This window comes from Chitinophaga sp. YR573, from assembly GCF_900110995.1.
Taxonomy (GTDB): Bacteria; Bacteroidota; Bacteroidia; order Chitinophagales; family Chitinophagaceae; genus Chitinophaga.
In genome coordinates, this window is sequence record NZ_FOJF01000001.1 from 941,455 (window position 1) to 967,262 (window position 25,808).

Sequence of the window (25,808 nt, forward strand, 5' to 3'; positions counted from 1 at the left end):
GTTCATGTTCATCTATTTGGTTAAAAATATTCTACTACTTAATCTTCACTACCCTGATATTATCAATAGCGGCTTGTAAACCAGATGCCGAAGGAGAGGCAGAAAAGTTCTTGGTCTGGATATTTACAGCTCCGTTGCCCGAGCTACCCAGCAAAGTGGTCAGACTTGCAGCTGCCGTACCTTTACCGTCATTAGCCCTGAACGTTGATAATGGAATGGTTACTGTATGCCAACCCTTTGTGGTAAAGGGAGTAACAGTGGCATTGGCACCTTGCCACGGTTCATAGCGGGCCATATAATCAAACGCATAACCTTTTACTACATAAATAGAGGTGCCACTCCAGGCGTCAGGAACATTGATCTCAAACTTAAAGGCGTATTGATCAATAGGAAGGCTTAAACTGTCAACAGGGACCCACTGTACGTCGTTGGTATTGATACTCCGTTGTGAATTCCACCAGTTACCATCACCGGCAGGCAGAATATCATTGCTTAATACCGCATAATAGCCCCTGTTACCTGGAAAATTAACACTGCTGTTATCAGTGTTGGTACCCCAACTGAAAGTATTTATATTATCAAAATCACAGAGAACGCCGGTCGTGGAATCATTTACATTAAAGGCGGTAGAAGCTGTGCCGGATTTTGTGGTGATCACTACAGGTCCGCTTTGTGAAAGCGCCGGCAGTACAAATCCGATGGACGTACCATCAGCGGCTGTAGCATAATTGGTAATTGGCGCACCGGCAAAAGTTAGTTCGTTTATAAAAAATAAATTAAGCCCATTGATATAAACGGAATCGCCCTCGTTGGCATTTTCGTTGGAAATGCTGCTAATAGTAGGCGGCGGAGCCACAATGCCGAATGTAAAAGTGGTAGTCCCCTGCCTGGTAATATAGCGGATGGTGTTCAGGCTTTCTGCAGGCACCGATGGAAATGGTATCACGGCGGGTACCAATACAGTAGCACTGGTATCTGAAAACATTACACTGTTGATAGTAGCGGGTACGCCGTTGAAGGAGATCTGTACGGCATCCTTTAAATTATGTCCGATAAGCACCACCCATTGACCGGTAGTGATAGAATTAACAAGCGTATCAGCAGGTGAGGCTGCATAATTTCTAACGTTTGTTATGACAGGAGCTCTTTCAGTTACCTCCTTCTTACAAGCTGATTGCATCAGGGCAAAGACAGCAGTAAGAACAAAAAATATTATTTTATTCACGGTATAATAGTTTTAGTATTTTTTAATAATAAGATACCGGAGGTTCCAGCAGTTTAGGGTTGGCCGTAACCTCAGAAGAAGGTATTGGAAAAGTGAAACTTTGAATGGTTGCAGGCGTAACAATGCCATATGGATCTGCAGGTGTTAAAACACCATTCGGAAGGGTAAATGTTACACGCCTTTCCCCGTTTAATTTGCTGATTGCCTTGACTGGGTTATAATAAGATAATCTAACCAGGTCTATCCAATATTGTCCCTCTCCTGCCAGTTCAATTCTTCTCTCATTAATCAGAGTATCAATATCTATCATACTGGCAGGAGCAATCCCGGCTCTTGCTCGAACTTTATTAAAGTAAAGAAGCGCCTCACCGTCTGCACTTGAGCCATTGTTACCAAGTATTGATTCAGCGTAAATGAGATAAACATCCGCCAGTCTTAATAAAGCATTATGCTCCGTAGAGGAAGTCAGGGTCATAGTTGGCGCATTATTATCCTTGTTTGTGCCGATAATATGCTTCTTCAATCCACAATCGCCTGTAAATTTATACCCTCCGCCTGCTGCATTCAACTCCGGGTAATAATCCCCATTAATCATAAAAGTAGCCTTGCGCCTCAGGGAATCCGTTGTAGTATAAAGTTGGTACATATCTATAGTTGGGCGAATACTAAACCAGCCGGCCTGACCATTGGCAGATATTTCTGTACCACCCGGAGAATAGATCTGCAGCATATTTCCTTCCAGCCAACCTCCACCCGGGGCCCACTGCAATGCAAACAATGACTCGGGATTATCGTTAAACTGGGTTTTAAAGATGTCGGCATAATTAGCTACCAGCGCCAGGCCACTGTTCTTACACACATTACCAGCGTATTTTTTTGCACTATCCAGGTAAGCCTGGTCTCTGGTGCCTCCATCATGATTTAATCCGGCTGCTGTCAGATAAACCTTACTTAACATGCCTTGTGCCGACCAGGTAGTTACCCTTCCTGCGGCATCAGCAGTTGGAAGATTTCCGGCAGCAAAAATCAGGTCATTAATCGCGAATTTATATACGTCCTCCGTTTTTATACGGTTAACCAATGGAGATACAATCAGTTTACTGTTATCTTCAATAATAGGTACAGCACCCCATAACAGCGCCAGATTATAATATGCAAATCCACGTATAAAGCGGGCTTCAGCGATAGCAGCATTTTTATCTATATCAGGGATGGAAGCCGGCGCCTTTTGCATGATGGCATTAATAGTAACATTACAGTGTGTAATGATATTATACATCCCTTTCCAGTTGGAAATCATGATCCCGTTTAAGCCGGTAACGGTAAAAGTATTAAGTTGCACAGCATCTCCCCAGTAACCAACCGCCATATTTCCACTCAGTACTTCGCCAACAGGTAAATAACAATTGTAGTTCCAGTCTCCCCAGGGTGTACCAGCATACAATGCAGCTGTTGCCAACCTGAGATCATTAGGAGTTTGATAAAAATTATCAGCACTTATCTGTGACAGGGGTGGACGATCCAGAAAGCTTTTGGAGCATCCTGTCATAACGATCGTAATTAACAGGAAGACAATTATTTTATCCAATATTGATCTCATAACTATTTATATTAAACAGATGAATATTTTATTTGGTCAGTTTAATGTTCGCACCAACGGTAAATACACGTGGCTGCGGATAATAACCGCCGTCAACACCAGCAGACAACGGATCCCATGATCCGATCTCAGGGTCCATTCCCTTATAGTTTGTAATGATGAATGCATTTGAAACATTGAAATAAACCCGCAGATATTTTATGTTGGCTTTAGCAATTAGTTTTTCGGGGAGAGTATATCCTAAAGAAATATTCTTACATCTCAAAAAACTTGCATTTTCTACGAACTTGTCAGAATTCCTGTTATTATCATTGGTATTATCATTTCTAATTCCGGGTATCCTTGTTTCCGGATTAGTCACCTTTATATTATTAATATCAGTGGCACTCCCTGCCGGGTCAATCAGGGTTAGTTTCGCATAGTCCATTAATGACCTGAGATAACCAAAACTGGTACCTGGGTATTCTCCATTTACGCGAAGCTGGTTAAAGACTTTATTGCCGATGTTTGCAGCGAAGAATATATTCAAATCAACATTCTTGTAGGAGAAGGTATTATTGAAACCAATCTGGTATTTAGGTATGGGGGAACCGAGAAACGTTTGATCACGTTCATTAATAACGCCATCACCATTTAAATCTTTGAACTTCAGATCACCATACCAGATGCTTCCACCGGCAGCCCCTACTGGTAATGGCACGCCATTTTTAGTCGGTAACGCGTGGGTCTCCAAATCTTTTTTCGTTGCAAACACGCCCCCGTCAATAACATATCCGTAAAACTCCCCGATAGACCTGCCCACTACAGTTTTGCTGTACTGCCTGTCCAGTGAAGCTCCATCTGTATTCAGCTTAAGCACTTCATTAATATTGCGGGAAACTGTCACATCAGTTTTCCAGCTAAAATTTTTTGCTTTAATATTGATTGAACTGATTCTAAAATCAAAGCCCTTGTTATTAACACTACCTACATTGACATATGGGGCATCCAGCGCACCTGGCGAATAACCAATTGCCGTTCCGGAATACATCGGTAAAGGGATCTGCAAGACGAGTCCATCAGTCCTGCGATTATAAAAATCAACGGAGAAATTTATTCTCCAGTTAAAAAGCGCCCCATCCAGCCCTATGTTTGCATATTTTGTTTTCTCCCATTGCACATAAGGGTTTCCCACATTCTGCGTAAGCTGTGCTATGCCCGTTAACCCGGTAGCCACAGTAGCCAGTGTAGAGGTATAGGCATAATCCCTGATATTCTGATTATTCGTTAAACCATAGCCCAGGCGCAGCTTTAATTCATTAATATCTTTTGCAGACTGCAGAAATTTTTCATTATTCAATTTCCACGCAAATGCTCCTGAGTAGGTAGTTACCCAGCGATTTTCAGAGGCAAACTTTGAAGAACCGTCTGCCCGCACATTGGCGGTAAACAGATACTTGTCATTGATGCTAAAATTAATACGGCCAAAATACGATTCCTGGGCGCTTTGTCCTTTACTACCCGAATTAGTGGCGGTAGTAGGATCACCACTACTGATTACCTGCACATTATTAGAAGGGAAATTTGTTCTGCCCGCAGAAGCAGCTTCACTGGTATTTAGTTGCGCTTCATGCCCCAGTAAAGCATTTAGATTGTATTTATCTTTAAACAGATGTGAATAGGTAAGGAAGTTCCTTATAGTTGTAGATAAACTTTGCGAAGAACTATAGGACGCACTGTTATTATTGTTTTTTACAAGACCAAATGTATAGGAAGGATTAAACCGGTCTTCTGTTGCCATTGAAAAGCTTGCTGTCGCTTCATTCCGGAGGGTCAGATCTTTGGTAAAAGCAATTTCTGCATATAGATTACCAAAAAGCTGGTTTCTTTTTGCCTCGTCTTTATTAATAAGGGCTATCGCATATGGATTTACGGTGCTATTAACCCATCCATTCGGGTTATAGGCCCCTCCCCAGCTTCCATCCTCATTTTTCACGGCTATATCCGGCGTCTGACTTAATGCTGTATTAATTACATTTGAGCTTGACGAATTCACATTTTCTTTTATGGTAACAAGTTGCAGGCTGGTACCGATCTTTAACCAATTGGTCGTTTTATTGTCAAGATTGAGTCTTAATGAAATTCTGCGGAATTTAGACCCAAGGGCTATACCTTCCTGGTTGAAATAGGAGGCTGACAGCAAATATTGTGTTTTTACATCCCCTCCGTTAATGGTCAATGTATGGTTGTACATCGGTGCATTTCTAAAAAGCTCTTTTTGCCAGTTAGTACCCTCGCCCAGATACTTTGGATTTGCAAATTCCGGCCGGGTATCAAATCCCCATCCTAACCCTGTATTCCTTTCATTTATAAAAGTTGCATATTCCCTTAAATTCATCACAGGCAGCTTTTTAGGTATTTGCTGGTAGCCTGTATACATATCATAAGAAATGCTTGGCGGAGCGACCTGTCCTCTCTTGGTTGTTATTACTATTACGCCATTTGTTGCCTGTGAACCATAAATTGCCGTTGCAGATGCGTCTTTCAATACATCAATGGACTCAATTTCAGAAGGATTGATACCAGCCAATGGATTGACGCCTGTACCCAATGAGGCCGTACTACCAATAATGATCCCATCTATTACGTACATAGGCGAACCTCCTCCAAAAGAAGACAAGCCACGGATCTGTATAGATACAGCTCCGCCTGGTTGACCTGATATTTGTTGAGCTACTAAGCCGGCAACCTTTCCCTGCAAAGCCTGGTCAAAGGTTACAGGTTGCGTTTTACGGATCTCATCACCGGAAACAGAAGATATTGCACCGGTAACGTCTGGCCGTTTTACTTTGCCGTAACCAATTACCACCACATCGTCCAACTGTGAAATATTCTCAGTCATTTCTACTACAAGGGAAGTAGTTTTAGCAACAACTTCTTTTCTCTGGTAACCTATCATTGTAATTACCAATACGCTTCCGGTGGAAGCATCGATCGTAAACTTTCCCGCCTCATCACTAATAGAGAAGCGACTAGTGCCTTTTAAGGTAACAGTTGCGCCGGGGACCGGGGTAGAATTACTTTTATTGATGATTCTACCACTTATCTTTATTGTTTGCGCAGAGAGGCTTATGCTGGAAAGGAATCCCCAAAGGATACCCAATAGCGGTAATATCTGCAGGCAAATCTTTTTGGTTGATTTCATTTTTTAGAGTTTAACGTCTGTAGGTAATTATCCTCAGGAGGCATTTTCAGCGAGGATGATATTTCATAAGGCTGGAATATTTGTAAAAAGAACCTGGCAATCTATTAGTGCCAATTCTTTTCAACAGCTTTCATTGTTCTTATGAGCTAATGTCTAAATGTGGTTTGTGACGACTTCAGGTTTACCTGTTTTAGGTGACCAACAAAGCAGAGGGCGGTTAGGATCTGCTATATAAGCAGAAAGACTAGCTAATAGGTCGCCAAACGAGGCATAGGCCAGCAAGTACAGCAGCAGCAATTCTAGTTTCATATACGTGGATTATATACTCGTAAAGCTATTGCTATGTTGCCAGAAACCGGGGTGTCATATGATTCAAACTGGGGGGATGAATGTTACAAATAACTGAATATCAATGGTAATATTTCGATAGGCGGGTCATTAACGGATACTCTTAGGGTCATTGGGGTTGTTCAGCAGATAACTGGTGTTGAGTCTGTTCTTTTTATCGATCAGCGTTACTGGTTCCTACCCAGATCAAACCATTATTATCCTGAACAACCCGGCTTACCAGTTCTGAAAACCGTCAGGATCTTTTAGGATTGCAATTAGGCGATCTATACGATCGCCCCTTCAATTTTTAATACAAATGCCTCTTTGCACGGAGGTTGTTGAGGTAACTGCACCTTTAGTCCTTCGGATGTTTGTTGAAAATTCAGCTTGTCATTTCCCAGCATGCTTACCTGGCTTATCTTTCCCATCTGATCATTTGCAGCCAATGTCTTAACTAAAGCAACTTTATCTGCCGGCCACCCCAGCATTATTGCATAAAGTGTTTTGCCCCTGGTCGTAAAACGAATATCTTCCGCTTCAAATGGTTTACCCTTCCCCTCATTAAAGCCCTGTGCGCTTAAAGCCACGACAGATTGTATGGCTGGTCCCTCTCCAAATGTTTTCCAGGGACGTGTGCTGTAAATTGCTTCGCTGTTGATCTGCATCCATGCGGCCACCTGTTCCACTACAGTGCGTTCTTCACTGTCGATAGTGCCATCACCACGTACTGGAACGTTAAGTAAAAGATTACCATTTTTACTTACCACATCGGCCAGAGTGTGTATTACTGTTTTGGCACTCTTATAGCCTTTGTTATCAAACAGGCGGCGATCGTAATGCCAGCCACCGATACAGGTATCAGTTTGCCATGGCAGGGGTTCTATCTGGTTACTTTGTCCCCGCTCAATATCCCAGACCATGCATTTGCGTTGCTGTTCGTTTAACATTTTTCCAAATAGGGCAGCCTGTACTTTTCCATGTTTTTTTACGCTGGCGTTATAGAAGTGAGCTGCTATTTTCAGCCCTGCATCACTTACCTGCAAAAGCGGTAACACATTGTCATCAAAATAAATGAGCTCAGGACCATATTTATTGATCAGCTCAAGGGTCCGGTTTAAAAAACTATCACAGTAGGATTTGTCAGGTACATTTGCGCCATTACCCCAATCCCAATACCCACCCATACTACCATCATTAAGACTGTCCTTACTCAAATCGTGGTTTTGGGCATACAATTCCTGCGGATCATAACCATTCCACCACTTATTGCTGCCATCACCTTTAGTCAGTTTGCCATCATAAGGGACACCCGCATAAGGGCCGCTTTTGTCTGAACGCTGGGCAACCTCATACCAGGTCCAGGCATGGGAGGCATGAACAGTGACACCAAAGGGCAGGCTTTGTTCCTTGGCTGCTTTTGCCCAACCACCAATGATATCTTTTTTAGGTCCTAGTTTAGTAGAATTCCAGTTGTGATATTTACTGGGGAATAGATCAAAATTATCGTGATGATTGGCCATGGCCATAAAATATTTGGCACCGGCTTTTTTGTATAAGGCAACCAGTTCTTCCGGGTTCCAGTTCTCTGCCTTCCATTCATTTATTACATCCTTAAAACCAAATTTTGAAGGGTGTCCATATTTTTGTAAGTGATATTTATACTGGTCGCTACCTTCCTGATACATGCCACGAGCGTACCAGTCACCATGTTCTGGCTGGCATTGCGGTCCCCAATGGGCCCAGATCCCAAACTTTGCATCACGGAACCAGTCTGGTACCTGATATTGCCCCAGCGAATCCCAGGTGGGCTGAAATGGACCGGATTCCATACGTGGAATCGGCAGAGATTTCAACAAACTACGTGCATAAAGATTAGATAGATATAAGGATGACAGCCCCGTAGCTAAACCTTTTATCAGCATTCTTCTTTTCATGGAATTTACTTTTATTAAATACTTATAATGGCGACTAATAGTTTAAATCAAACTTACTTCGAAATACTTACCAAACATTTGGCTTAATAGGACTTTTCTTTATACAAAACCGACTATTTGTTTATTATTGCTGTGGCGAAAAAGTGGAAGCTGCTTTCCAGACAGCTAATTCAATTGATATTGCTAATTAATTGCACAGCATGATTAAAAGAGCGCTAAAACATACATTCACGTTATTAAACGTTGACCATGTAAAGCTGGACTCCAGATGGAATTACAAAAACGTGATTAGCCCATATTTCAGGCTATACTATATTGACGGCGGAGAGGGAGAAATCTGGGATGTTTCAGCTAAAATCAGACTTGAGCCCGGTTTTCTGTATATTATACCAAGCTTCACATTATGTAGCCTTGTATGCTCCAACCATCTTAGTCAGTATTTCGTCCAGTTTTTTGAGGAATCGTCGGATGGCATTTCTCTATTCGAAAATAACAGATCCATTCTTAAGGTAAAAGCGACTGAAATTGATATACTGAATTTTGCACGTTTACTGGAAATAAACCTGGGCAGGGGTATTAATCGTTCTGACAATCCGAGGATATATGAAAAAAATATATTCTATAGAGAGTATCAGGATCTTAATAACCTGCAAAGCATGTCAACATTCACGGAAACACATGGTATTCTCTTACAATTGGTCTCACGCTTTTTGACACAAGAGACATTTAAATATAAGGAAGGAGGTCATGTACCGGTTAAAATCCTAAATGCCATCAGTTATATTCAATTAAATCTAAGCCGCGATTTATCGGTAACCTATCTGGCGAAAAGAGCGAACCTTCATACAGATTATTTTTCACGACTCTTTCATCAACACACCGGAGAAAGACCTGTAAAATACATACATGAAAAAAGAATCGAAAGAGCCCAATACCTGATTGTAACAACACAAATGACCTTTTCCGAAATTGCCACACAAACAGGTTTTGAAAATGTATTTTACTTCTCTAAAATTTTTAAAAAAACTACAGGAATGTCTCCGGGGAACTATAAAAAACAAATGAATATGGTTAGCTTTTAAATGGCTGGTAATCTGTATCTGACTTTTCTTTAACTTATACATAAAGATTAACCAACATGAAGACAAACACAATAGATCCTGAAGCTATATACAAAGCCATTTTTGATGTAGTGCGCAGCATACCCAAAGGCCGGGTTAGCAGTTATGGTGCGATAGCTAAGGCCGTAGGACTGAAGTCGGGGGCAAGAATGGTTGGTCGGGCTATGAGTCTCACGATGGGCGTGAAACCCGCTGTACCCGTCCAAAGGGTAGTAAACAGTACAGGGGTCCTGAGCGGGGACAACGGGCAACGGCAAAAAAAACTGGAAGCAGAAGGCATAACCGTAAATACCGGCAGAATAGTAAACTTCAAAAAAATATTCTGGGACCCGATGAAAGAATTGTGATTTGTGGTCGAAATACTTGTTAAGTTTTCGGTTGTGTGCCGAAACGGGTAAGTCTATCTTTGAAAAAAAGAAATAATAATGCTGACTAAAGAAATGATGTACAAAGCAATTATCGAAAAAGACATCAGTTTCGAAGGAACATTCATAACAGCAGTTAAAACCACTGGAATATTTTGTAGGCCCACCTGTACTGCACGGAAGCCTAAAGCAGAAAATGTAGAATTCTTTAAAACGACCAGCGAAGCCATATTGAAAGGATACAGACCTTGTAAAGTTTGTAACCCACTGGAAAAAATAGGAGAAACCCCTGATTCTATTAAAGAGATTTTAAACGCATTAAATGCGGATCCATCATTAAAATTTAAGGACTGGGATTTAATTCAAAAAGGTATTGAACCGAGTGCTATAAGAAGATGGTTTTTAAAAAATCATGGTATTACATTTCATGCTTATCAACGGATGTTTCGTATTAATGCGGCCTTTAAAAAAATACAAGAAGGAGAAGCGGTTACGGCTGTTGCTTTTGGTGCAGGCTATGAATCCTTAAGTGGCTTTGGAGACTCTTTTAAATCTGTTTTTGGCGTATCTCCTTCAAATAGTAAAGACAAACAGGTTATAAACATTACCCGGCTTGAAACTCCGTTGGGAACGATGTTTGCCTGTGCTGTTGAGCAAGGCATCTGTCTTTTAGAATTTACAGACCGAAAAATGCTGGAAACAGAATTGAAAACACTGGCAAAAAGATTAAATGCCAATATTATTCTGGGAGCTAACAGGCATTTTGATTTATTAAAGCAAGAGCTTGACGAATATTTTGAAGGAAAGAGAAAACAGTTTACGGTACCATTGTTTACCCCGGGAACAGCATTCCAACAATTAGTATGGAAAACCTTACAAACAATCCCATACGGAGCAACACATTCTTATAAACAACAATCAATAGCTATTAATAATCCCGAAGCAGTTCGTGCTGTTGCCAACGCCAATGGAATGAATCGGATTTCGATCATTATTCCGTGCCATCGCGTAATTGGCGAAGATGGAAAGCTAATGGGTTATGGAGGTGGATTATTTAGGAAAAAGTGGTTACTCGACATGGAAAAATCAAATTGCTGATTTTCTTCCGTATGCTGTATTTAATGTCAACATTCGTTAAACAGGATTCAATTGAAATACATACTGCATAATCTTTAGTTCGCAGGTTTTACTTTTTATTCATGATCTGATTTCTATGTTCATTACCCCATGTCGCCAATTCTTTGACAACTGAATTTAGTGTTTGCCCATACGCTGTTATTTCATAATTGAAACTTACAGGTCTCTTAGCTATAAGTTCTTTTTTAACCAATCCGTTTATTTCAAGATCCTGCAATTCTTTTGACAACATTTTCGACCCAATTCCTTCTATGATCATTTGAAGATCCACGAATCTTTTGGGACCAAAGGTCAATGCGGCTATAATGCGGATCTTCCATTTACCACTCAGGATATCCATTGTATCATTGATCCCTTTCATTTGCTTCATGCAATCAGTATACACAGGTGTAGGTGTACATATGTCTTTTTCCATTTTATAACATGTTGATTACCTGTTAAAGTATACTTCCCAAAAGGGAAGTTTCATTTTTTGTAAAATTACTCCATTTACTTTTAGCAGTATAAAGTTGAAAAAATGAATTTAAATCTAAATGGCAAAGTAGCAATTGTTACTGGTGCTTCAAAAGGTATAGGAGCTGGCATTGCAAAGCAGCTCGCTAAAGAAGGTGTAAAAGTTGTAGTCAACTATGCTTCCGGTGAGTCAGACGCAGATAAAGTAGTAGGCGAAATTCTTTCTGAAGGAGGAATTGCCCTGGCTATAAAGGCGGATGTCACCAGCGCTTCAGACGTTAAACGGCTTTTTGAAAAAGCCCACGGCACATTCGGCAGAATCGATATCCTCGTCAATAATGCGGGCATTTTTAAGTTTGGCCCTATCGAATCTGTAACAGAGGATGTATTCAAAAACCAGTTTAATATTAATGTGTGGGGGCCGGTATTAACAACACAGGAGGCGTTGAAATATTTCCCCGCAACCGGTGGCAACATCGTTAACATCAGCTCTTCTGCAAGTCAGAATCCCACGGCCAATGGAAGTATATATGCTGCTACAAAAGCCGCTCTCGATGCGATGACTGTCGCACTCTCCAGAGAACTGGCAATACGTAACATCCGCGTGAATACGATAGCTCCAGGGCCAACAGTAACTGAAGGTGTGAAGGAAATGGGGGTATTAGGTACGGATGCTGAACAATATATGATTAATGCGACGCCGATGGGTAGACTTGGTCAGCCCGATGATATCGCATCTGTTGTAGTATTTATTGTTTCCGACGCGGCAGGATGGGTAACAGGTGACAGGATTAAGGCTTCGGGAGGGCTTCAATAATAATATACACACTGTAGCCCGCAAATCAAATGGGAATAATCAAGCATGATTATTCCCATTTTTTTGTTTGGATGCAGGCAAAAACCTGTCAGCCATTGAAGTATTTATTGGCTTTTTAACTACTTCTTCCTGTCGGGTTAAATATATATTTTGTTATTTAACAGCTTTTAGTCGAAACCCTATTTCAACCTCTTTGCTGATCATCCAGTTTTCCGGACTACCTTCAGTTTTGTAATTAATGCCCCACACTGTTCTGTCAATCACAAATTTTGCACTTGCAGTAACATCATTCTCACTAACAGCAATCTGCGCCGGAAAAGTAATGTTCAGGGTACTATCTTTCAATGTCAGATTACCACTTATAAGATGAGTAGCGCCTGGTATGAGGCTTTTTCCCTTTGCACTGTCATAAGGTGCTACGCCGGTGATAACGAATTTAGCGTTAGGATATTTGGCTACATTAAAGAAGTCAGGGCTTTTCAGGTGGCCATCAAGCTCAGTTGATTTTTTATCTTTCTCTGTAACAGAGGCCGGATCTGTGACAAGTGTATTCATATTCACTTCGAAACTTCCGCCAGTAAGTACACCATTTTCAACATTAAGACTTCCACCAGCTACCTTAATGTCTCCGAAACGTGGTGCGAATCCACCTTTGTGAGTAGCACGCCACTGAACAGATGTGGCTGTTGTGTCAATGGTATAGGCGCTACCAGTGGTTGCTGCAGCTTCTTTTTTCTCTTCAGTTTTTGCATGATCCTGTGAAGGACCACCACATGCTGCCAATGTCAGGAGTAAAATAAAGGGTGATAATGTTTGTTTCATCTTATTGTTTTTTAATATTTTATTTAATAAAATAATTAATGATGCTAACCCGAATCTAGGTTATTTATTCAGAAAAGAATGCGTAAGCCCAATAATATAAGAAGCCGGAATAAAAATATTCCGGCTATTACCTAAACCTACAATTGTTACACTGTTAGTGGTAACGATAAAGTTTTTTTTCTCTTAACATCAATATGACAAGACAGCACAATACTGTTAAAACTGGTAGCTGATACCAGTCTGGAAAATAAATGAGTTCTGCTGGTAAGAAACGTTTGAGATCCGGTCATTCAATTTACCGAATCCATTGAAGGATACTTTCTGATCCATATTGAATGTCTCCAGCCGCTGCATAAATGTATGGCCGGCTACGAGATTCAGCTTCCATCTGTTGCCCATTTTCAGGTCATAAATGAGCCCGGCACTACTCTGCCGCAAATGCAGGTACTGCTCTTTCCCTTCTTCATTCAAACGGTACATACTTCCACCGATGCTAAGCGTAACACCCAGGGATTGAGCTTGTGATAACTTATACTTTAATGAGGCCCTCGCCGGCAAGAGTGCAGTAAAGTTCAATTTTTTGCTAATTGTCCAATCAACATCAGGTAATGGCAACAAATATTGGCCGGCATAGTTGCTGACATAAGTAACAGTAACTCCGTATTTGAATGATTTGTTTTGATGGAACCCGATCCTTACACCGGCCGTGTAAAGAAAATCCTCTTCTTTGATGCTTCGTTTAAAATCAGAACCTACTGATACAATGCCGATCAGCGAGATACTGGTAGCGCGGGATAATGAATAACTGAACAGTAAAGGAACACCGAGAGAATGGAAATTGGTGCTGCCTATATTCTTTTCATTTGAAAGCAACAATCCCTGGTAGCGTATACCCGTTCTGACATAAACCGGATGCGGAGAAGAAAAATTTTTATAAACAGGTATACCGATATCTGCTGTAGGTAATTGCATTGTGAATGTGTGACCATCAACTGTTATAGGCGCCACCTGGTCAGTGATAGTAATACCACCCAACCGTGGCGATGTTGTAATTAATTTTGAACGTGCACTGCTATCAGTATTTTGGGAATAACCAAGTACTGGCAATAACAGGCAGATAAGAAGTATACTCCTCAGTTGCAAAGGATATTTTACAGAAGTGATCAGATTAGCATGCATATATTAAATTTTACTTTGTTATCAGCATGCTAAATTATCACAGCTTGTAAAGCATTATGGAAGCACGGCAATGAACAGAGCAAATCTGCATTTAAGATGGCTGAAACCAGTCACGAACTGTACGGGGAAGAAAGGAGTAGATCAGGATTCCAGCCAGCGGAGAAAATTCTGTACCTTTAAACGGCTGATAATGATTACTTCAGGTGTTTGGCAAATGGTATCGACCAATAACCTCCTGTTGAAATGATGTTCCACACCACGAATAATATCCCGGTTAATAATAAATTGCCTGTTAGCCCGGAAAAATTGCTGCTGATTCAGCATATTTTCCATCTGGTCTATGCTGTATTGAACAGGATATTCCTTTTTATCAAATGTGCGAAGTATAACTGCTCCATTTGAAACATGAACAAAACACAGGTCTGCTACCTTGACAGGTATTATTTTCTCCCTGTAATAAACCAGTATAGACTGCTTATAACTGCTTTCGATTTGCTGAAAGGCATTATTAAGGTTGTTAGAATATGAAGCTGAGGAATAATGTTCTTTTATACGTTGATATTTTTTAAGACTTCGCTCCAGCATCATTTCCTCTACTGGCTTTAAAAGGTAGTCAACGCTATTGGATTCAAACGCATGGATGGCGTATTGGTCATATGCTGTACAAAAAATCACCGGTGCACCGATTGCTATTTCTCTGAAAATATCAAAGCATAACCCGTCACCCAACTGTATGTCAGAAAAAATGAGATCCGGAGCCGGGTTTTCCCGGAACCATTTAACTGCAGATCCTACAGAGGATAAAACAGCTTCAATAACAATATCTTTGTCAAGGCTGCCCAGCATCATTTGAAGTTCTTTTGCAGTCTTGGGCTCATCTTCAATGATAATAACTTTCATGACTGATTAGTGGTAAATTGACAGTGAAGGTATCCGCTGTTTTAATAATTTCTATGTCTTTCCTGAAAAGTAACTGATAACGTTCGGAGATATTCTGAAGCCCTAATTTAGTGCTTTCTTCCGGTGTTTTCCTGGGCAATAAGGAATTCTTTACCACCAGTTTTGCATTATCCTGAATACTGATCTCCATCTGTAAAGGATGCTCAATAGAAACACTATTGTGTTTTATGGCATTTTCCATCAAAAGCTGAAGGGATAAAGGAGGAATTACATAGTTGTAATAAGCCTCCGGTACATGAATAGTAACATCCAGCGCACTTTCGAAGCGCTGATGAAGTATATAAAGATAAGACCGGACAAATGAAAGTTCTTCTTCCAGAGAAGTCACATCCCTTTCATTAACATTCAACAGGTAGCGGTATACATGTGACAATTGAACCACAAATTTTTTCGTATCCGGATCGGTGGCAATTGTTTTTAAGATACTAAAGGAATTGAACAAAAAATGAGGGCTGATTTGCTGCTGCAAAGAAAGTAACTGGGCCCGAAGCTGTAACTGTCTGAAATGCTCATTTTCCAGTTGTGTTTTCTGCAAAATGTTATTTGTATAGATAAAATTAAAAAAGTTATAACATATCATGACGAGAAACAACGACGTAATCAGACGCCTGAGGAAGTCTGTGAACGTTGGTTCAAATACTGATGAATCCGACATATGAGAATTGCTGGGTACCAACAATGCACAGCAATAGTTAAGCAGCAGAGCTATGATGATGCCGGCAATAATACTTATCGCCGATCTCGCGTTCCTGAGAGATCCCGGTAAATCAACCTGCTTAAAATAAGCCTGGACTATCCAGGATGGAAAAACATTTAAAACGATCAATACGGCAAGCGTTAGAAAGTTCCTGATATTTAATCCATTGGTTTCACTTAATCTTACGTAGGAGTAACCAACGATCAAGGTCCCCAACATAAGAAAACACCATTTCAACTGGTATGCATACTTCATCTGCAAGTTTAACGGTTACGTTTGATCAAGTAACACTGACAATCTGAAATGTACAAAATCATTGCTCAGCTGTACAATTCTCTCTGGCAAATGGAAGAATGCCAGCAGGAAAGTTACTAAAAATCAATCATTTGGTTGATATACTCTTATACTTGCCATCGATTAAGTATTTTTATTGAAATGCTTTTCATACTTTGTATTTGAGGTGGTTGATTCACTAAAATGCACAGTATTAACTATTACATTATTTCCAATCTTTATTCATGAAATACATATACCCCTTAATTTTTCTGATTCTTTTCAAAACAACACTTTCTGCACAAACCAATAATCATATAGAGACATCAGATATCCCATTGTTCTGGCATGTTTATGACAAGGTTATTCGCATGAAAGATTCTATTGAGGCAGTAAGGATCATTCAGGAAGAATATATTAACAAGGGGTCAGCAGGTCTTTCAGCCATTAAAAAATTTAATGTTTTTGAAAGCAAGGATCTATACCATACCATTAAAACACAGCAATTATATCTTAATTCAATAAGACAAGCCACCATTGATATTAAGAATCAATATGCCGGTTACCAGGCAATATTTGATAATTTTAAAAAAACATATCCATTATATTCATACCCTAAAGTCTTTTGTACAATAGGGAATATGTTAGTAGGAGGTTTTAACAGTGATGACTCAAACGTAATTGTTGGTGTTGAACTTGCAGCAGGAACCAAATCAGCAAAAACAGATTCCCTTAATGATTATTTAAAAGTGTTTACTAAAGCAAATCCTGGCATTCGTTATCTTTTAACACACGAGATAGTACATACTCAACAAACACATGGCTATCAGCAAAACATGAATTTGACCGGGATTTGTATTATGGAAGGCTCTGCTGATTTTATAGCGGACCTGTTACTCAAAAGAAAAAATTCGATGCCATACTCACTATATGGACGCAAGTATAATAACGTGATCAAACGCTCATTTATCAGGGACAAGCTTGAAAGTGATCAATCTATCTTAAATAATTGGATTTATAATGCAGCTTTATATGTTTCAGGGCAAATAAAAACCAGGCCAGATCTGGGTTATTACATAGGATACAAAATTTGTGAAAGCTATTATAATAAGGCTAAAAATAAAAATCAGGCAATCGCCGACATTCTACAGATCAATTATGATGATAAGAATTCAGTAATGCTGTTTTACAATAATAGCGGTTATGAATAAGATGTCATTTGCGGCATAGTTTCCTAGTCCCAATTCATCTTGCTAAAAAAGATTTATTTATTTATATTTGAAATAGGTTGAATACATCATATTCTTAACCCAAGCGAACAATCTATTAATCAACAACCTGTATTGAAACCCATCTTCCACCATCATTCTAAATCATGTAAACATGAAAAACAGACTAGTTTTTATTGGTATTGCAGTAACAGCAGTTGTTCTCTTTGTATCAGGAACTTCCCAGGGAAGTGCTTGTGCAGATGATCACCATGGACTGCGTGGAAAATGCAGAATCACGCTTGTTAACGGCGTGTACCACTATGATTGCGTATCCGCAATTGACCCGGAAATTACTGATTGTACTTATTATGTAGAGTAGATTAATAAACAGGGCAAATGCCCTGTTTATCATTACAACCAAGATCCATTGCTTATGCCAGAAAGAGTACTATTATTGTTGATAACAATAATCTGTTTCAGTAATTGCCATAATAGAACAGCTCCTCCTTATTCAAACTGCACAACTACCCGGGATACTGCCTCTTCCCTGATTATAACACAAGGTGACACATTAAACCTCTACCTGGATAGTCTGATGGTAATGGGTATATCGACGCCTGTTGATTATCATGAAAAAGATAACAAATTATATACGTTTGATAATTATAATAATCGCTTACTGGAATATCCCCTCAGTATTACAAAAGAAATAATACATCCGGGAAATATTCACAGGATCAAGATTAAAAACAAGATCTCTTATTTCAGGTATCTGTCTCCGGATAGTCTGATACTGTATTCCTATAAAGGCGCAGAACTCTTGTATTATGATATCACCAGTGATCAGATCAGCAAAAAGCTGACGTTTATAAATAAGGTAACCGGTAATCATTCAGCTCCTCCATATGCGAATGCAGCATCACCTGTCCTTTTCAATAACAACACTATCATTGGCTTTGGCTTCCTGATAGGAGAAAGCGACAATGAAAATCCTGTTGGCCGTACTATCTGTTCTGTCATTCATCTTCCTGAAGGGAATGTTCGCAACAGGATACCCTATTCACATGTGTACTGGTCTCATAACTGGGGAGGATCGCATATGCGGGCCCCCTATACAACCTATAATGAGCAAACAAAAAACATCCTTCTAAGTCTTCCGGCAGATCATAATATTCAGGCAATTGATACGAACTGGCAGGTAAAGGAAATATCCGCAGCTACCAGGAAAAATATCTGTATTACTTCAATGGAGTTGTCAAAGAATAATAAAAAGGTATCAGATGCGGAGTATACGCTACAATACTTTGTCAACACCCCCTCCTATCGAAATATTATCTATGATAAGTATCACGACCGGTATTACAGAATATTGGAATTACCCCCAGCAGAACAGCGGCAAATGGCTGACAAAGAAAGCAGTCTGATCGCCTTTGATAAAGACTTTAAATATCTTGGAGAAGCATCTCTCCCTAAAGCACTGGCATTAGATAATTTTTTCATTACTGCTAACGGAGTATATTTTCTAAATGCACATAATAAAGATCAAAACATCGCTCAGTATGTACAATGTAAGATTGAACTATAGCTTACTTTTCTTACTTATTTTTAGTGCCTGCTCAGAAGAGCATGCATCTCTACATAAAAGCATTCATTCATTAGACGCTGAGATGTTTTCTACAGGGATTTATGTAATCATTCCTAATCAGGGTTGCGAAGGATGTATCAGTCAGGCGGAAGCTTTTGTAAAAAAGAATATAACCAGGGACAATATCAGATATGTATTTACAAGAATACAATCCACTAAATTATTGAAGATAAAATTAGGGAATGATATTATGAGCAGCAGAAAAATACTGCTCGATACAGCAAATATTATTGAGTATCCTGATAAAAAGAATGATATATACCCGATGATCATAACTGTCTCTGATCATAAAATTTCCAGAATTACTTATCAAAGTCCTACCACCGGAGGACTCACAGAGTTATTAGAGGATAAATAGACTGTAAACCTATAGTAGTATAGGACACGTTAAGGGAGTGTTCGGGGAGTCTCTATAGGTAGATCACCCTTTGAGTGCGTTCAGGTAGCAGTTAAAAAGACGTTAGGCAGGTTTATACCTGACTAACACCCAACTAACCCCTGTTAACCACCTGTTGAACTCCCGCTTAACCTATATGACTCCCCGAACATGCTCTAAAAACCGATTAACAAAAGAGAGTCTACTTCAATTTTCAGCAACTAGAAAACAAGACCATAACCTTTTTTCAAAGTATTAAATTCCACCTTTCCCCGGTAGCATCCTATATATTGACGCAATTCACCCTGTAAATTGGCGTGTTTAGCACCCATAATATTAATTGTTTAGGTGTAAGTTTGCCCCTGCCATTAAGTTGTTCTATTCCCAACTATAGGGGCAATAAACTTTATACTATGCAAACATCTAAGAAGTCCGCTATGGGCTTTATATTTATTACTTTATTGATTGACGTTATGGGCTGGGGATTGATTATCCCTGTAATGGCGGATCTGATCGCCCAGTTGAAAGGTATACCAGTTAACCAGGCCAGTACTTATGGCGCCCTGTTATTATCCGTATTTGCTATTACACAGTTTTTATTTTCACCGGTAATCGGCAACCTGAGCGATAGGTTTGGCCGCCGCCCTATACTACTGTCTTCCCTGTTAGGCTTTGGTATCGATTATATCATCCTGGCACTGGCCCCCACTTATGGATGGCTGTTCGTAGGACGTATTATAGCCGGCATTACAGGCGCCAGCTTTACCACTGCTACCGCCTATATTGCTGATATCAGCACAGATGAAACATCTAAGGCTAAGAATTTCGGTATGATTGGCGCGGCCTTCGGCCTCGGCTTTGTACTGGGACCCGCTCTTGGGGCATTACTGGCCACCTGGGGCATCAGAGCGCCCTTTTATGCAGCAGCAGCACTTTGCCTGCTCAACTGCTTATACGGCTACTTTTTGCTGCCAGAATCCTTAAGCAAAGAAAACCGCCGGGCTTTCGACTGGAAACGTGCCAACCCATTCGGCTCTCTGAAATTCTTAACCCAACATCGTGAAATAGGCGGACTCGCAGCCAGCTTCTTCCTCATCTATCTTGGCAGCCAGGCAGTACAGGGCAACTGGAATTTCTTTACCATTTACCGCTTTAACTGGAGCGAGAAAATGGTGGGTATTTCCCTGGCAGTAGTAGGCGTGCTGGTAGGCGCTGTTCAGGCAGGATTAACAAGAGTGATCAACCCGAAAATAGGGAATGAAAAGAGTATATACCTAGGCCTCTCGTTATATACAATGGGACTGGTACTGTTTGCCTTTGCTACCCAGGGCTGGATGATGTTCGCCTTTCTGATCCCTTATTGTCTGGGAGGTATCTGCGGACCTTCCCTGCAATCTGTGATATCAGGTCATGTACCACCCAATCAGCAGGGAGAACTGCAGGGAGCTCTCACAAGCCTCATGAGCCTTACTACCATCATCGGCCCACTGATCATGAATAGCACATTCAGCTACTTTACCACAGATAAAGCGCCGTTTTATTTTCCCGGAATACACTTCCTCATTGGAGCCGTATGTATGCTGTCAAGTGTCATTATCGCCTACAAAGTATTGAGCAGGGAAAAGAAAGAACACCCTGAATTAGTAGGCGTAATTGCCGGGAAAACTACTCCTATGCATTAATCACGTTTGAAATATTTCATCAATATATTAGTCAGCTTGTACCCTTTGCATCAGTAAGGGGTACAAGCTGACTAATTATAAACAAGCAGTAGTGAAAAAGAATTTATTAATCAAACAGTCAGCCGAACAAATCATTCATCGTGTAAAACAATTACAACCGGATAGCAAATCCGTATGGGGGAAAATGAATGCTGCCGAAATGTTGCTGCATTGCAATCTTTGTAATGAACAGATATTTAAAGGAGGTGCTATCACAAAAAAAACTACCCTCAAACAATATCTGTTACGTTTACTGGCACTATATATCGCACCCAATTTCAAAAAAGGAATTAATGGGGACCCGGCAAATGAAACTATTGGAATAATAGCTGATGCCAATTTTGAACAGCAAAGAGCATCATTTATACAATTGATAGATCGCTTTCCGGGACATCAAGCAGCATTGGTCCTGCCTCATATTGCCTTTGGGAATATCTCAACAAAACAATGGGGCATTGCGGCTTATAAACATATGGACCATCATCTAAGACAGTTTGGCGTGTGATTTCTTTCTAAACTCCGAAGGACTCATTCCCTTATACTTTCTGAACGCCCTGTTCAAATGACTCTCATCTGTAAAACCAAGCTCAGTAGATATTTCATTGATGCGCATATCAGTATGTAATAAACGCGTCTCAATTAACCGGATTTTATAATTGGAGATATATTGCTGCAGGGTCTCCCCTGTTTGCTTTTTAAAATAACGACCCAGATAGGTAAGTGAAATCCTGAAATGTTTACTGAGCTGTTCCGATCTCAATTTATCCGGTTCTAATATATGCTGCTGTATATAATGGAGAATATCCAGCACCACTTCCCCTGTACTCTCCTTTACATTTTTTGGTAGCTTCAGCGCAATATTCCTGGCCACAATAATGATAATAGTGTTTACAATCTGCTGAATGATTTTGTTATGATATAACTGCTGATGGGTATCTTCTTTAATAATATTACCTATCAATGACGCTATCATCGGCTTATCTGCCTTGTTCTTTAAGATACAACCCGGCCGGTGACTGGCATTCTGTAAAATGAACTCCATCCGCTGCACCCAGTCATGGTCTTTGTCCGACCTGGGCCTTATATAAATATCATTGAATTTTAAAAAGAAGAAATGCGTAAGCGTATCTATTTTAAAGGCATAACTATCTTCAGGCGTAATTAAAAACAAATTACCCTTCCTGTAATTAAAACTGTTGTTATTAGTATACTGTATCCCCGTTCCTTCAATCACATATATCAGGTTAAAAAAATTATTCCTAAAAATGGTCTTCGGGAAGGTCTGTAATTCTTTATACTCAATTTCAAAAGGCTGATATAAATTTCCTTTGATCATGAAGGTAAATTACAACTTTAGTGTAGAAATGTACAGGTAAGCTACATTATCCTGTTATAACTTTACAGTATAAAATCAGAAATATGAAAAATATCCTTTTTATGCTGCTTACCACCCTGGGAGCAACGATAACCTTTGCCCAGAAACCCTCTCTGCAACAACAAATGGTTGGAACATGGAAATTAATCTCTGTTGATAATATATATCCGGACAGCAGCCGGGTACATCCCTATGGAGATAACCCCAGTGGCATGCTTGTATTTGATAAAAAGGGTAATTATGCAATACAGATCCTAAGAACAACAAGACCCCAGATAAAATCCGGTGATAAAAATACCTGCACTCCGGAAGAATACCTCGCTTTGGTACAAGGCAGTAATTCACACTTTGGAAAATACACCGTAGATGAACCAAATAAGACCATCACATTTAAAATTGAAAAGGCATTTTTCCCCAACTGGGAAGGCACCGAACAAAAACGTAGTTACATTTATACAGGCAATGAAATCAGGTATGTAGTTACGCATACCACACAAGGCGGAAAGGCAGTAATTGCTGAAGTAGCCTGGAAAAGGGACTTATCAAACGACATTTCGTTCCAGGCACAATAAAAGACTATATATATTTGTATCTTCAGAGAAGATAACCCATTACCAATGCGTAAAAATATCTTCATTACTCTGTTATTCTTCGTAGCAAGTCTCTATGCCAACGCACAAAGACGTAGAAGCAGCTTAATAGATTCAGCTGTTAGTCGTGCAGCAGCGATTTTCATGAGTGATACTACGAGGCAGGCGCTTTCCATAGGCATATATAACCATGGGAATTTATACACGTATCATTTCGGTAAAACAATAAAACCTGATGATGAAAGCCTCTACGAGATAGGTTCTATTACGAAAACAATGACCGGCACCCTACTCGCTAATGCGGTTGTAGAGAAGAAGATAAAGCTGGATGATGATATCCGTAAATACATGGATGGGAATTATCCAAATCTGGAATACCAAGGACAACCTATCCGCATTTCACAATTGCTGAATCACAGCTCAGGTCTTCCTAATAATCTTCCTCCTGAACCAGTACCCGGTAAGGAATACACACGCAAACAATTCTATGAAGATCTGCATCTTGTTAAACTGGATACGGTACCTGGCATCAAATTAAGCTATTCCAATTCGGCAGCTCAGTTACTCAGTTATATTTTAGAGCGAGTATATCATAAAACCTATGATCAGCTTTTAGCCCGGTATATTACTACCCCATTATATATGGAGAACACAGGTATACATGTTTCCAGACACTTAATGAAAGGTTACGATAAAGACGGAAATGTAATGCCTTATAACACCAGCGGAGCAGCAGGCGCTATTCGCTCTACCATTCCTGATATGCTAAAATATATAGGTTATGAAATGGACGAAAAGAATCCTGTTGTAGCGTTAACGCATGCTCCCACCTGGGGAGATATACAATATTATGCAATGGGGCTTAACTGGCAGATGGCACATAGGGCTGGCAATGAAAGAAGTATTTTTCAAAGCGGCGGTACCAGGGGTTTCAGCAGCAGCCTTACATTTTACCCTGAACTTCATACAGGTATTGTATTACTTACAAACGAAGCAGACAGAACCGCCCAGGATAAATTAAGTGAGGCAGCACAACAGATCTTTATCCTGTTAAATCATTAAGCCATTTTCAAAATTTCCTTTCTGTCAGGAACAATCATGAAAGAAAGACCCTTTATAATTAGCCCATCTGTAAAATACACAGGTGGGCTAATTATTTAAATTATTACCCCCAGGCAACCCTTTCCCCACGTTCTCCGTATTAAGGTATTGATACAACAATAACGTGCTTTAAATAAATCTTAAAAAATGAAATATCAATTTAAAATTGCGGCATTTGTCGCGATGTGTTTTACTATGTCTGTACTTTCGAGCTGTTCAAAGGATGATAATCCATCAAATCCTACTTCCAAAGGAACAACTGTAAAGCTGGCCACCACCACTAAATTCGGTAGCGTTATGACAGACAGTCTCGGAAACAGCCTGTACTTCTTTTCACTGGATGCAAATGGTACATCCGGTTGTACAGGAGGTTGCCTTGCTGCATGGCCCATATTCTATAAAGAACATCTTACTATCGACACTTCATTGAAAGCTGCTGACTTCGGAGTAATTACCCGTGCTGATGGTTCAAAACAAACTACCTATAAAGGATGGCCCCTGTATTATTATGCAGGTGATGTAAAAGCAGGAGATATTAATGGAGATGGTGCTAATAATATCTGGTTCATAGCTAAACCAGATTATACTGTAATGCTCGCTAATCAGCAGTTAACAGGTAATGATGGTGTGCAGTATAACAGTCAGCTGCAACCCGGGCAGGAAGTAACACAGTACATTACAGATGCTTATGGCAGAACATTGTATGCATTCGCTCATGATCATAACAATACCAATGTTTATACAAAAGCAGACTTTAGTAATAATGCCACATGGCCTATTTACGAAGTAGATAGTATTAAATATATTCCGTCCATACTGGACAAAGCATCGTTCGTAAAAATCAATGTTTTCGGAAAATCACAGATCACTTATAAAGGATGGCCTTTATATTATTTCGGCCCTGATGCACAAACAAGGGGTAATACAAAAGGTGTAAGCGTACCAACACCTGGTGTATGGCCATATGTAAACCTGAACACAGCGGCTGCGCCTATACAATAAACAGTGAACAGTGAATATTGCCCGCCTGTACTATTGACAGGTGGGCAATATTTCAATCATCAGTATAATAGCATTGTTCGATAACGCCTCCAGTTCCACTTCTTCGATCTCTGATAAACCCAGGCTATCCCCTGCATTCAGCAAGCGATACTGCACTTCAAATACCCCCTCTATTACAAAAGCAAACATACTGTTTCCGGGATCTGAAAGCTTATACACTGCCTCTTCCCTGCCACCGAACTTTCCGATCATTACACCCTTACATAATTCAAGGAGCTGATTTTTTTCTGCATCCAAATCAAAATCAATCAACCTTGATGAGGTTGTGCCTTTAATCCATATCTGCAAAAACTTAATCAGCTCCGATTCATAAGGATTGGTTAATGAAAAAGAGGTACCGGCCTTCATACTCAACAACTGTATTTGTCCGGCTGTGATAATATCATTATTACAGGAAAGTGCACCCACCACAGGAATTAAAATAATATCCGAATCTTCTTCCACACTCATCGTGAGGCTATGCCCTCCTGCAAGCGTATCTTCATTTAAAACATACAAAGCGCCAAACGGCGTTTTATGCTCATTATAATATCTTCCGAAATTAAAGGTGTTGTAACTCCTGAACCACGGCAGTTCATTCAAACCACGTTCTGCTGCCAGGAATATTTTTCCTTTGGATTGAGGTACCAT

26 protein-coding genes are annotated in these 25,808 nt (G+C 40.0%); 13 read left to right on the top strand and 13 right to left on the bottom strand.

The genetic code is table 11. From position 1 onward, the window contains the following. Positions 1-34: 34 nt before the first annotated feature. The 6 genes from BMW86_RS03985 to BMW86_RS04000 form a co-directional block, all read right to left on the bottom strand. Positions 35-1,225 carry a glycan-binding surface protein gene (locus BMW86_RS03985; RefSeq protein WP_143056477.1) on the bottom strand — a complete coding sequence of 397 codons (1,191 nt, stop codon included), beginning with the start codon at positions 1,223-1,225 and terminating at the stop codon, positions 35-37. A gap of 22 nt (positions 1,226-1,247) precedes the next feature. Next, complete coding sequence (locus tag BMW86_RS03990) at positions 1,248-2,825, bottom strand: RagB/SusD family nutrient uptake outer membrane protein (RefSeq protein WP_089779175.1); 1,578 nt, start codon at positions 2,823-2,825, stop codon at positions 1,248-1,250. 28 nt (positions 2,826-2,853) lie between these two features. Beyond that, positions 2,854-6,009, bottom strand: a complete 3,156-nt coding sequence (locus BMW86_RS03995) for a SusC/RagA family TonB-linked outer membrane protein (protein WP_089779177.1) — start codon at positions 6,007-6,009, stop codon at positions 2,854-2,856. A 153-nt stretch (positions 6,010-6,162) separates the two neighbouring features. Continuing rightward, entirely contained in the window at positions 6,163-6,318 is a 156-nt protein-coding gene (locus BMW86_RS32725; RefSeq protein WP_177189144.1) for a hypothetical protein, read from the bottom strand. 193 nt (positions 6,319-6,511) lie between these two features. Next, positions 6,512-6,580 carry a two-component regulator propeller domain-containing protein gene (locus BMW86_RS33305; RefSeq protein WP_143056636.1) on the bottom strand — a complete coding sequence of 23 codons (69 nt, stop codon included), beginning with the start codon at positions 6,578-6,580 and terminating at the stop codon, positions 6,512-6,514. Between the two features lie 43 nt (positions 6,581-6,623). Next, positions 6,624-8,273 carry an alpha-L-fucosidase gene (locus BMW86_RS04000; RefSeq protein WP_089779178.1) on the bottom strand — a complete coding sequence of 550 codons (1,650 nt, stop codon included), beginning with the start codon at positions 8,271-8,273 and terminating at the stop codon, positions 6,624-6,626. A 200-nt stretch (positions 8,274-8,473) separates the two neighbouring features. Here BMW86_RS04000 and BMW86_RS04005 point away from each other — a divergent pair, with 200 nt between their 5' ends. From BMW86_RS04005 to BMW86_RS04015, 3 genes are all read left to right on the top strand, one after another. After that, complete coding sequence (locus BMW86_RS04005; protein WP_089779180.1) at positions 8,474-9,355, top strand: helix-turn-helix domain-containing protein; 882 nt, start codon at positions 8,474-8,476, stop codon at positions 9,353-9,355. Between the two features lie 56 nt (positions 9,356-9,411). Beyond that, positions 9,412-9,741: an MGMT family protein gene (locus BMW86_RS04010; protein WP_089779182.1), complete on the top strand. Its 330-nt coding sequence runs from the start codon at positions 9,412-9,414 to the stop codon at positions 9,739-9,741. 78 nt (positions 9,742-9,819) lie between these two features. Further along, a complete protein-coding gene (locus BMW86_RS04015; RefSeq protein WP_089779184.1) occupies positions 9,820-10,857 on the top strand; it encodes a bifunctional transcriptional activator/DNA repair enzyme AdaA in 1,038 nt (345 codons plus the stop codon). A gap of 88 nt (positions 10,858-10,945) precedes the next feature. Here the strand turns inward: BMW86_RS04015 and BMW86_RS04020 are convergent, their stop codons facing one another. Then, positions 10,946-11,311, bottom strand: coding sequence for a winged helix-turn-helix transcriptional regulator (locus BMW86_RS04020; RefSeq protein ID WP_089779185.1), 366 nt, complete (start codon positions 11,309-11,311; stop codon positions 10,946-10,948). Positions 11,312-11,413: 102 nt separating this feature from the next. Between BMW86_RS04020 and BMW86_RS04025 the strand changes: the two genes are divergently transcribed. Beyond that, positions 11,414-12,166: an SDR family NAD(P)-dependent oxidoreductase gene (locus tag BMW86_RS04025; RefSeq protein ID WP_089779188.1), complete on the top strand. Its 753-nt coding sequence runs from the start codon at positions 11,414-11,416 to the stop codon at positions 12,164-12,166. Positions 12,167-12,319: 153 nt separating this feature from the next. Here BMW86_RS04025 and BMW86_RS04030 read toward each other — a convergent pair whose 3' ends face one another. The 4 genes from BMW86_RS04030 to BMW86_RS04045 form a co-directional block, all read right to left on the bottom strand. Continuing rightward, positions 12,320-12,988, bottom strand: a complete 669-nt coding sequence (locus BMW86_RS04030) for a YceI family protein (protein WP_089779190.1) — start codon at positions 12,986-12,988, stop codon at positions 12,320-12,322. 216 nt (positions 12,989-13,204) lie between these two features. Then, positions 13,205-14,167: a DUF6268 family outer membrane beta-barrel protein gene (locus BMW86_RS04035; RefSeq protein WP_089779192.1), complete on the bottom strand. Its 963-nt coding sequence runs from the start codon at positions 14,165-14,167 to the stop codon at positions 13,205-13,207. Between the two features lie 141 nt (positions 14,168-14,308). After that, positions 14,309-15,067, bottom strand: coding sequence for a LytR/AlgR family response regulator transcription factor (locus BMW86_RS04040; RefSeq protein WP_089779194.1), 759 nt, complete (start codon positions 15,065-15,067; stop codon positions 14,309-14,311). After that, entirely contained in the window at positions 15,048-16,079 is a 1,032-nt protein-coding gene (locus BMW86_RS04045; RefSeq protein WP_089779196.1) for a sensor histidine kinase, read from the bottom strand. The genes BMW86_RS04040 and BMW86_RS04045 overlap by 20 nt, the downstream gene beginning before the upstream one ends. 263 nt (positions 16,080-16,342) lie before the next feature. Here BMW86_RS04045 and BMW86_RS04050 point away from each other — a divergent pair, with 263 nt between their 5' ends. The 6 genes from BMW86_RS04050 (at position 16,343) to BMW86_RS04070 (ending at position 21,555) form a co-directional block, all read left to right on the top strand. Beyond that, positions 16,343-17,308 (top strand): DUF2268 domain-containing putative Zn-dependent protease, encoded by a 966-nt coding sequence (locus tag BMW86_RS04050; RefSeq protein ID WP_089779198.1) that lies wholly within the window; start codon positions 16,343-16,345, stop codon positions 17,306-17,308. Between the two features lie 172 nt (positions 17,309-17,480). Further along, positions 17,481-17,687 carry a hypothetical protein gene (locus BMW86_RS32445; RefSeq protein ID WP_143056478.1) on the top strand — a complete coding sequence of 69 codons (207 nt, stop codon included), beginning with the start codon at positions 17,481-17,483 and terminating at the stop codon, positions 17,685-17,687. A 54-nt stretch (positions 17,688-17,741) separates the two neighbouring features. Continuing rightward, positions 17,742-18,893, top strand: a complete 1,152-nt coding sequence (locus BMW86_RS04055) for a DUF4221 family protein (protein ID WP_089779200.1) — start codon at positions 17,742-17,744, stop codon at positions 18,891-18,893. After that, on the top strand, positions 18,868-19,311 hold the full coding sequence (locus tag BMW86_RS04060) for a hypothetical protein (RefSeq protein WP_143056479.1): 444 nt from the start codon (positions 18,868-18,870) through the stop codon (positions 19,309-19,311). The genes BMW86_RS04055 and BMW86_RS04060 overlap by 26 nt, the downstream gene beginning before the upstream one ends. A 431-nt stretch (positions 19,312-19,742) precedes the next feature. Then, a complete protein-coding gene (locus BMW86_RS04065) occupies positions 19,743-21,011 on the top strand; it encodes a TCR/Tet family MFS transporter (RefSeq protein ID WP_089779204.1) in 1,269 nt (422 codons plus the stop codon). Positions 21,012-21,102: 91 nt separating this feature from the next. Further along, positions 21,103-21,555 carry a DUF1569 domain-containing protein gene (locus tag BMW86_RS04070; RefSeq protein ID WP_089779207.1) on the top strand — a complete coding sequence of 151 codons (453 nt, stop codon included), beginning with the start codon at positions 21,103-21,105 and terminating at the stop codon, positions 21,553-21,555. Here the strand turns inward: BMW86_RS04070 and BMW86_RS04075 are convergent. Beyond that, positions 21,535-22,386 (bottom strand): AraC family transcriptional regulator, encoded by an 852-nt coding sequence (locus BMW86_RS04075; protein ID WP_089779209.1) that lies wholly within the window; start codon positions 22,384-22,386, stop codon positions 21,535-21,537. The genes BMW86_RS04070 and BMW86_RS04075 overlap by 21 nt on opposite strands. Before the next feature lie 83 nt (positions 22,387-22,469). Between BMW86_RS04075 and BMW86_RS04080 the strand changes: the two genes are divergently transcribed. From BMW86_RS04080 to BMW86_RS04090, 3 genes are all read left to right on the top strand, one after another. After that, positions 22,470-22,997 (top strand): lipocalin-like domain-containing protein, encoded by a 528-nt coding sequence (locus BMW86_RS04080; RefSeq protein ID WP_089779211.1) that lies wholly within the window; start codon positions 22,470-22,472, stop codon positions 22,995-22,997. A gap of 45 nt (positions 22,998-23,042) precedes the next feature. Beyond that, complete coding sequence (locus BMW86_RS04085) at positions 23,043-24,077, top strand: serine hydrolase domain-containing protein (protein ID WP_089779213.1); 1,035 nt, start codon at positions 23,043-23,045, stop codon at positions 24,075-24,077. A 186-nt stretch (positions 24,078-24,263) separates the two neighbouring features. Beyond that, a complete protein-coding gene (locus BMW86_RS04090) occupies positions 24,264-25,118 on the top strand; it encodes a hypothetical protein (protein ID WP_089779215.1) in 855 nt (284 codons plus the stop codon). A gap of 30 nt (positions 25,119-25,148) precedes the next feature. On the opposite strand, the gene BMW86_RS04095 is transcribed toward BMW86_RS04090, so the two are convergent. Further along, complete coding sequence (locus BMW86_RS04095) at positions 25,149-25,808, bottom strand: pirin family protein (protein WP_089779216.1); 660 nt, start codon at positions 25,806-25,808, stop codon at positions 25,149-25,151.

Bases quoted from the DNA above. Each gene is read 5' to 3' on its own strand.
- BMW86_RS03990 (WP_089779175.1), bottom strand. From the start codon at position 2,825: ATGAGATCAATATTGGATAAAATAATTGTCTTCCTGTTAATTACGATC.
- BMW86_RS03995 (WP_089779177.1), bottom strand. From the start codon at position 6,009: ATGAAATCAACCAAAAAGATTTGCCTGCAGATATTACCGCTATTGGGT.
- BMW86_RS32725 (WP_177189144.1), bottom strand. From the start codon at position 6,318: ATGAAACTAGAATTGCTGCTGCTGTACTTGCTGGCCTATGCCTCGTTT.
- BMW86_RS04000 (WP_089779178.1), bottom strand. From the start codon at position 8,273: ATGAAAAGAAGAATGCTGATAAAAGGTTTAGCTACGGGGCTGTCATCC.
- BMW86_RS04005 (WP_089779180.1), top strand. From the start codon at position 8,474: ATGATTAAAAGAGCGCTAAAACATACATTCACGTTATTAAACGTTGAC.
- BMW86_RS04010 (WP_089779182.1), top strand. From the start codon at position 9,412: ATGAAGACAAACACAATAGATCCTGAAGCTATATACAAAGCCATTTTT.
- BMW86_RS04015 (WP_089779184.1), top strand. From the start codon at position 9,820: ATGCTGACTAAAGAAATGATGTACAAAGCAATTATCGAAAAAGACATC.
- BMW86_RS04020 (WP_089779185.1), bottom strand. From the start codon at position 11,311: ATGGAAAAAGACATATGTACACCTACACCTGTGTATACTGATTGCATG.
- BMW86_RS04025 (WP_089779188.1), top strand. From the start codon at position 11,414: ATGAATTTAAATCTAAATGGCAAAGTAGCAATTGTTACTGGTGCTTCA.
- BMW86_RS04030 (WP_089779190.1), bottom strand. From the start codon at position 12,988: ATGAAACAAACATTATCACCCTTTATTTTACTCCTGACATTGGCAGCA.
- BMW86_RS04035 (WP_089779192.1), bottom strand. From the start codon at position 14,167: ATGCATGCTAATCTGATCACTTCTGTAAAATATCCTTTGCAACTGAGG.
- BMW86_RS04040 (WP_089779194.1), bottom strand. From the start codon at position 15,067: ATGAAAGTTATTATCATTGAAGATGAGCCCAAGACTGCAAAAGAACTT.
- BMW86_RS04045 (WP_089779196.1), bottom strand. From the start codon at position 16,079: ATGAAGTATGCATACCAGTTGAAATGGTGTTTTCTTATGTTGGGGACC.
- BMW86_RS04050 (WP_089779198.1), top strand. From the start codon at position 16,343: ATGAAATACATATACCCCTTAATTTTTCTGATTCTTTTCAAAACAACA.
- BMW86_RS32445 (WP_143056478.1), top strand. From the start codon at position 17,481: ATGAAAAACAGACTAGTTTTTATTGGTATTGCAGTAACAGCAGTTGTT.
- BMW86_RS04055 (WP_089779200.1), top strand. From the start codon at position 17,742: ATGCCAGAAAGAGTACTATTATTGTTGATAACAATAATCTGTTTCAGT.
- BMW86_RS04060 (WP_143056479.1), top strand. From the start codon at position 18,868: ATGTACAATGTAAGATTGAACTATAGCTTACTTTTCTTACTTATTTTT.
- BMW86_RS04065 (WP_089779204.1), top strand. From the start codon at position 19,743: ATGCAAACATCTAAGAAGTCCGCTATGGGCTTTATATTTATTACTTTA.
- BMW86_RS04075 (WP_089779209.1), bottom strand. From the start codon at position 22,386: ATGATCAAAGGAAATTTATATCAGCCTTTTGAAATTGAGTATAAAGAA.
- BMW86_RS04080 (WP_089779211.1), top strand. From the start codon at position 22,470: ATGAAAAATATCCTTTTTATGCTGCTTACCACCCTGGGAGCAACGATA.
- BMW86_RS04085 (WP_089779213.1), top strand. From the start codon at position 23,043: ATGCGTAAAAATATCTTCATTACTCTGTTATTCTTCGTAGCAAGTCTC.
- BMW86_RS04090 (WP_089779215.1), top strand. From the start codon at position 24,264: ATGAAATATCAATTTAAAATTGCGGCATTTGTCGCGATGTGTTTTACT.
- BMW86_RS04095 (WP_089779216.1), bottom strand. From the start codon at position 25,808: ATGGTACCTCAATCCAAAGGAAAAATATTCCTGGCAGCAGAACGTGGT.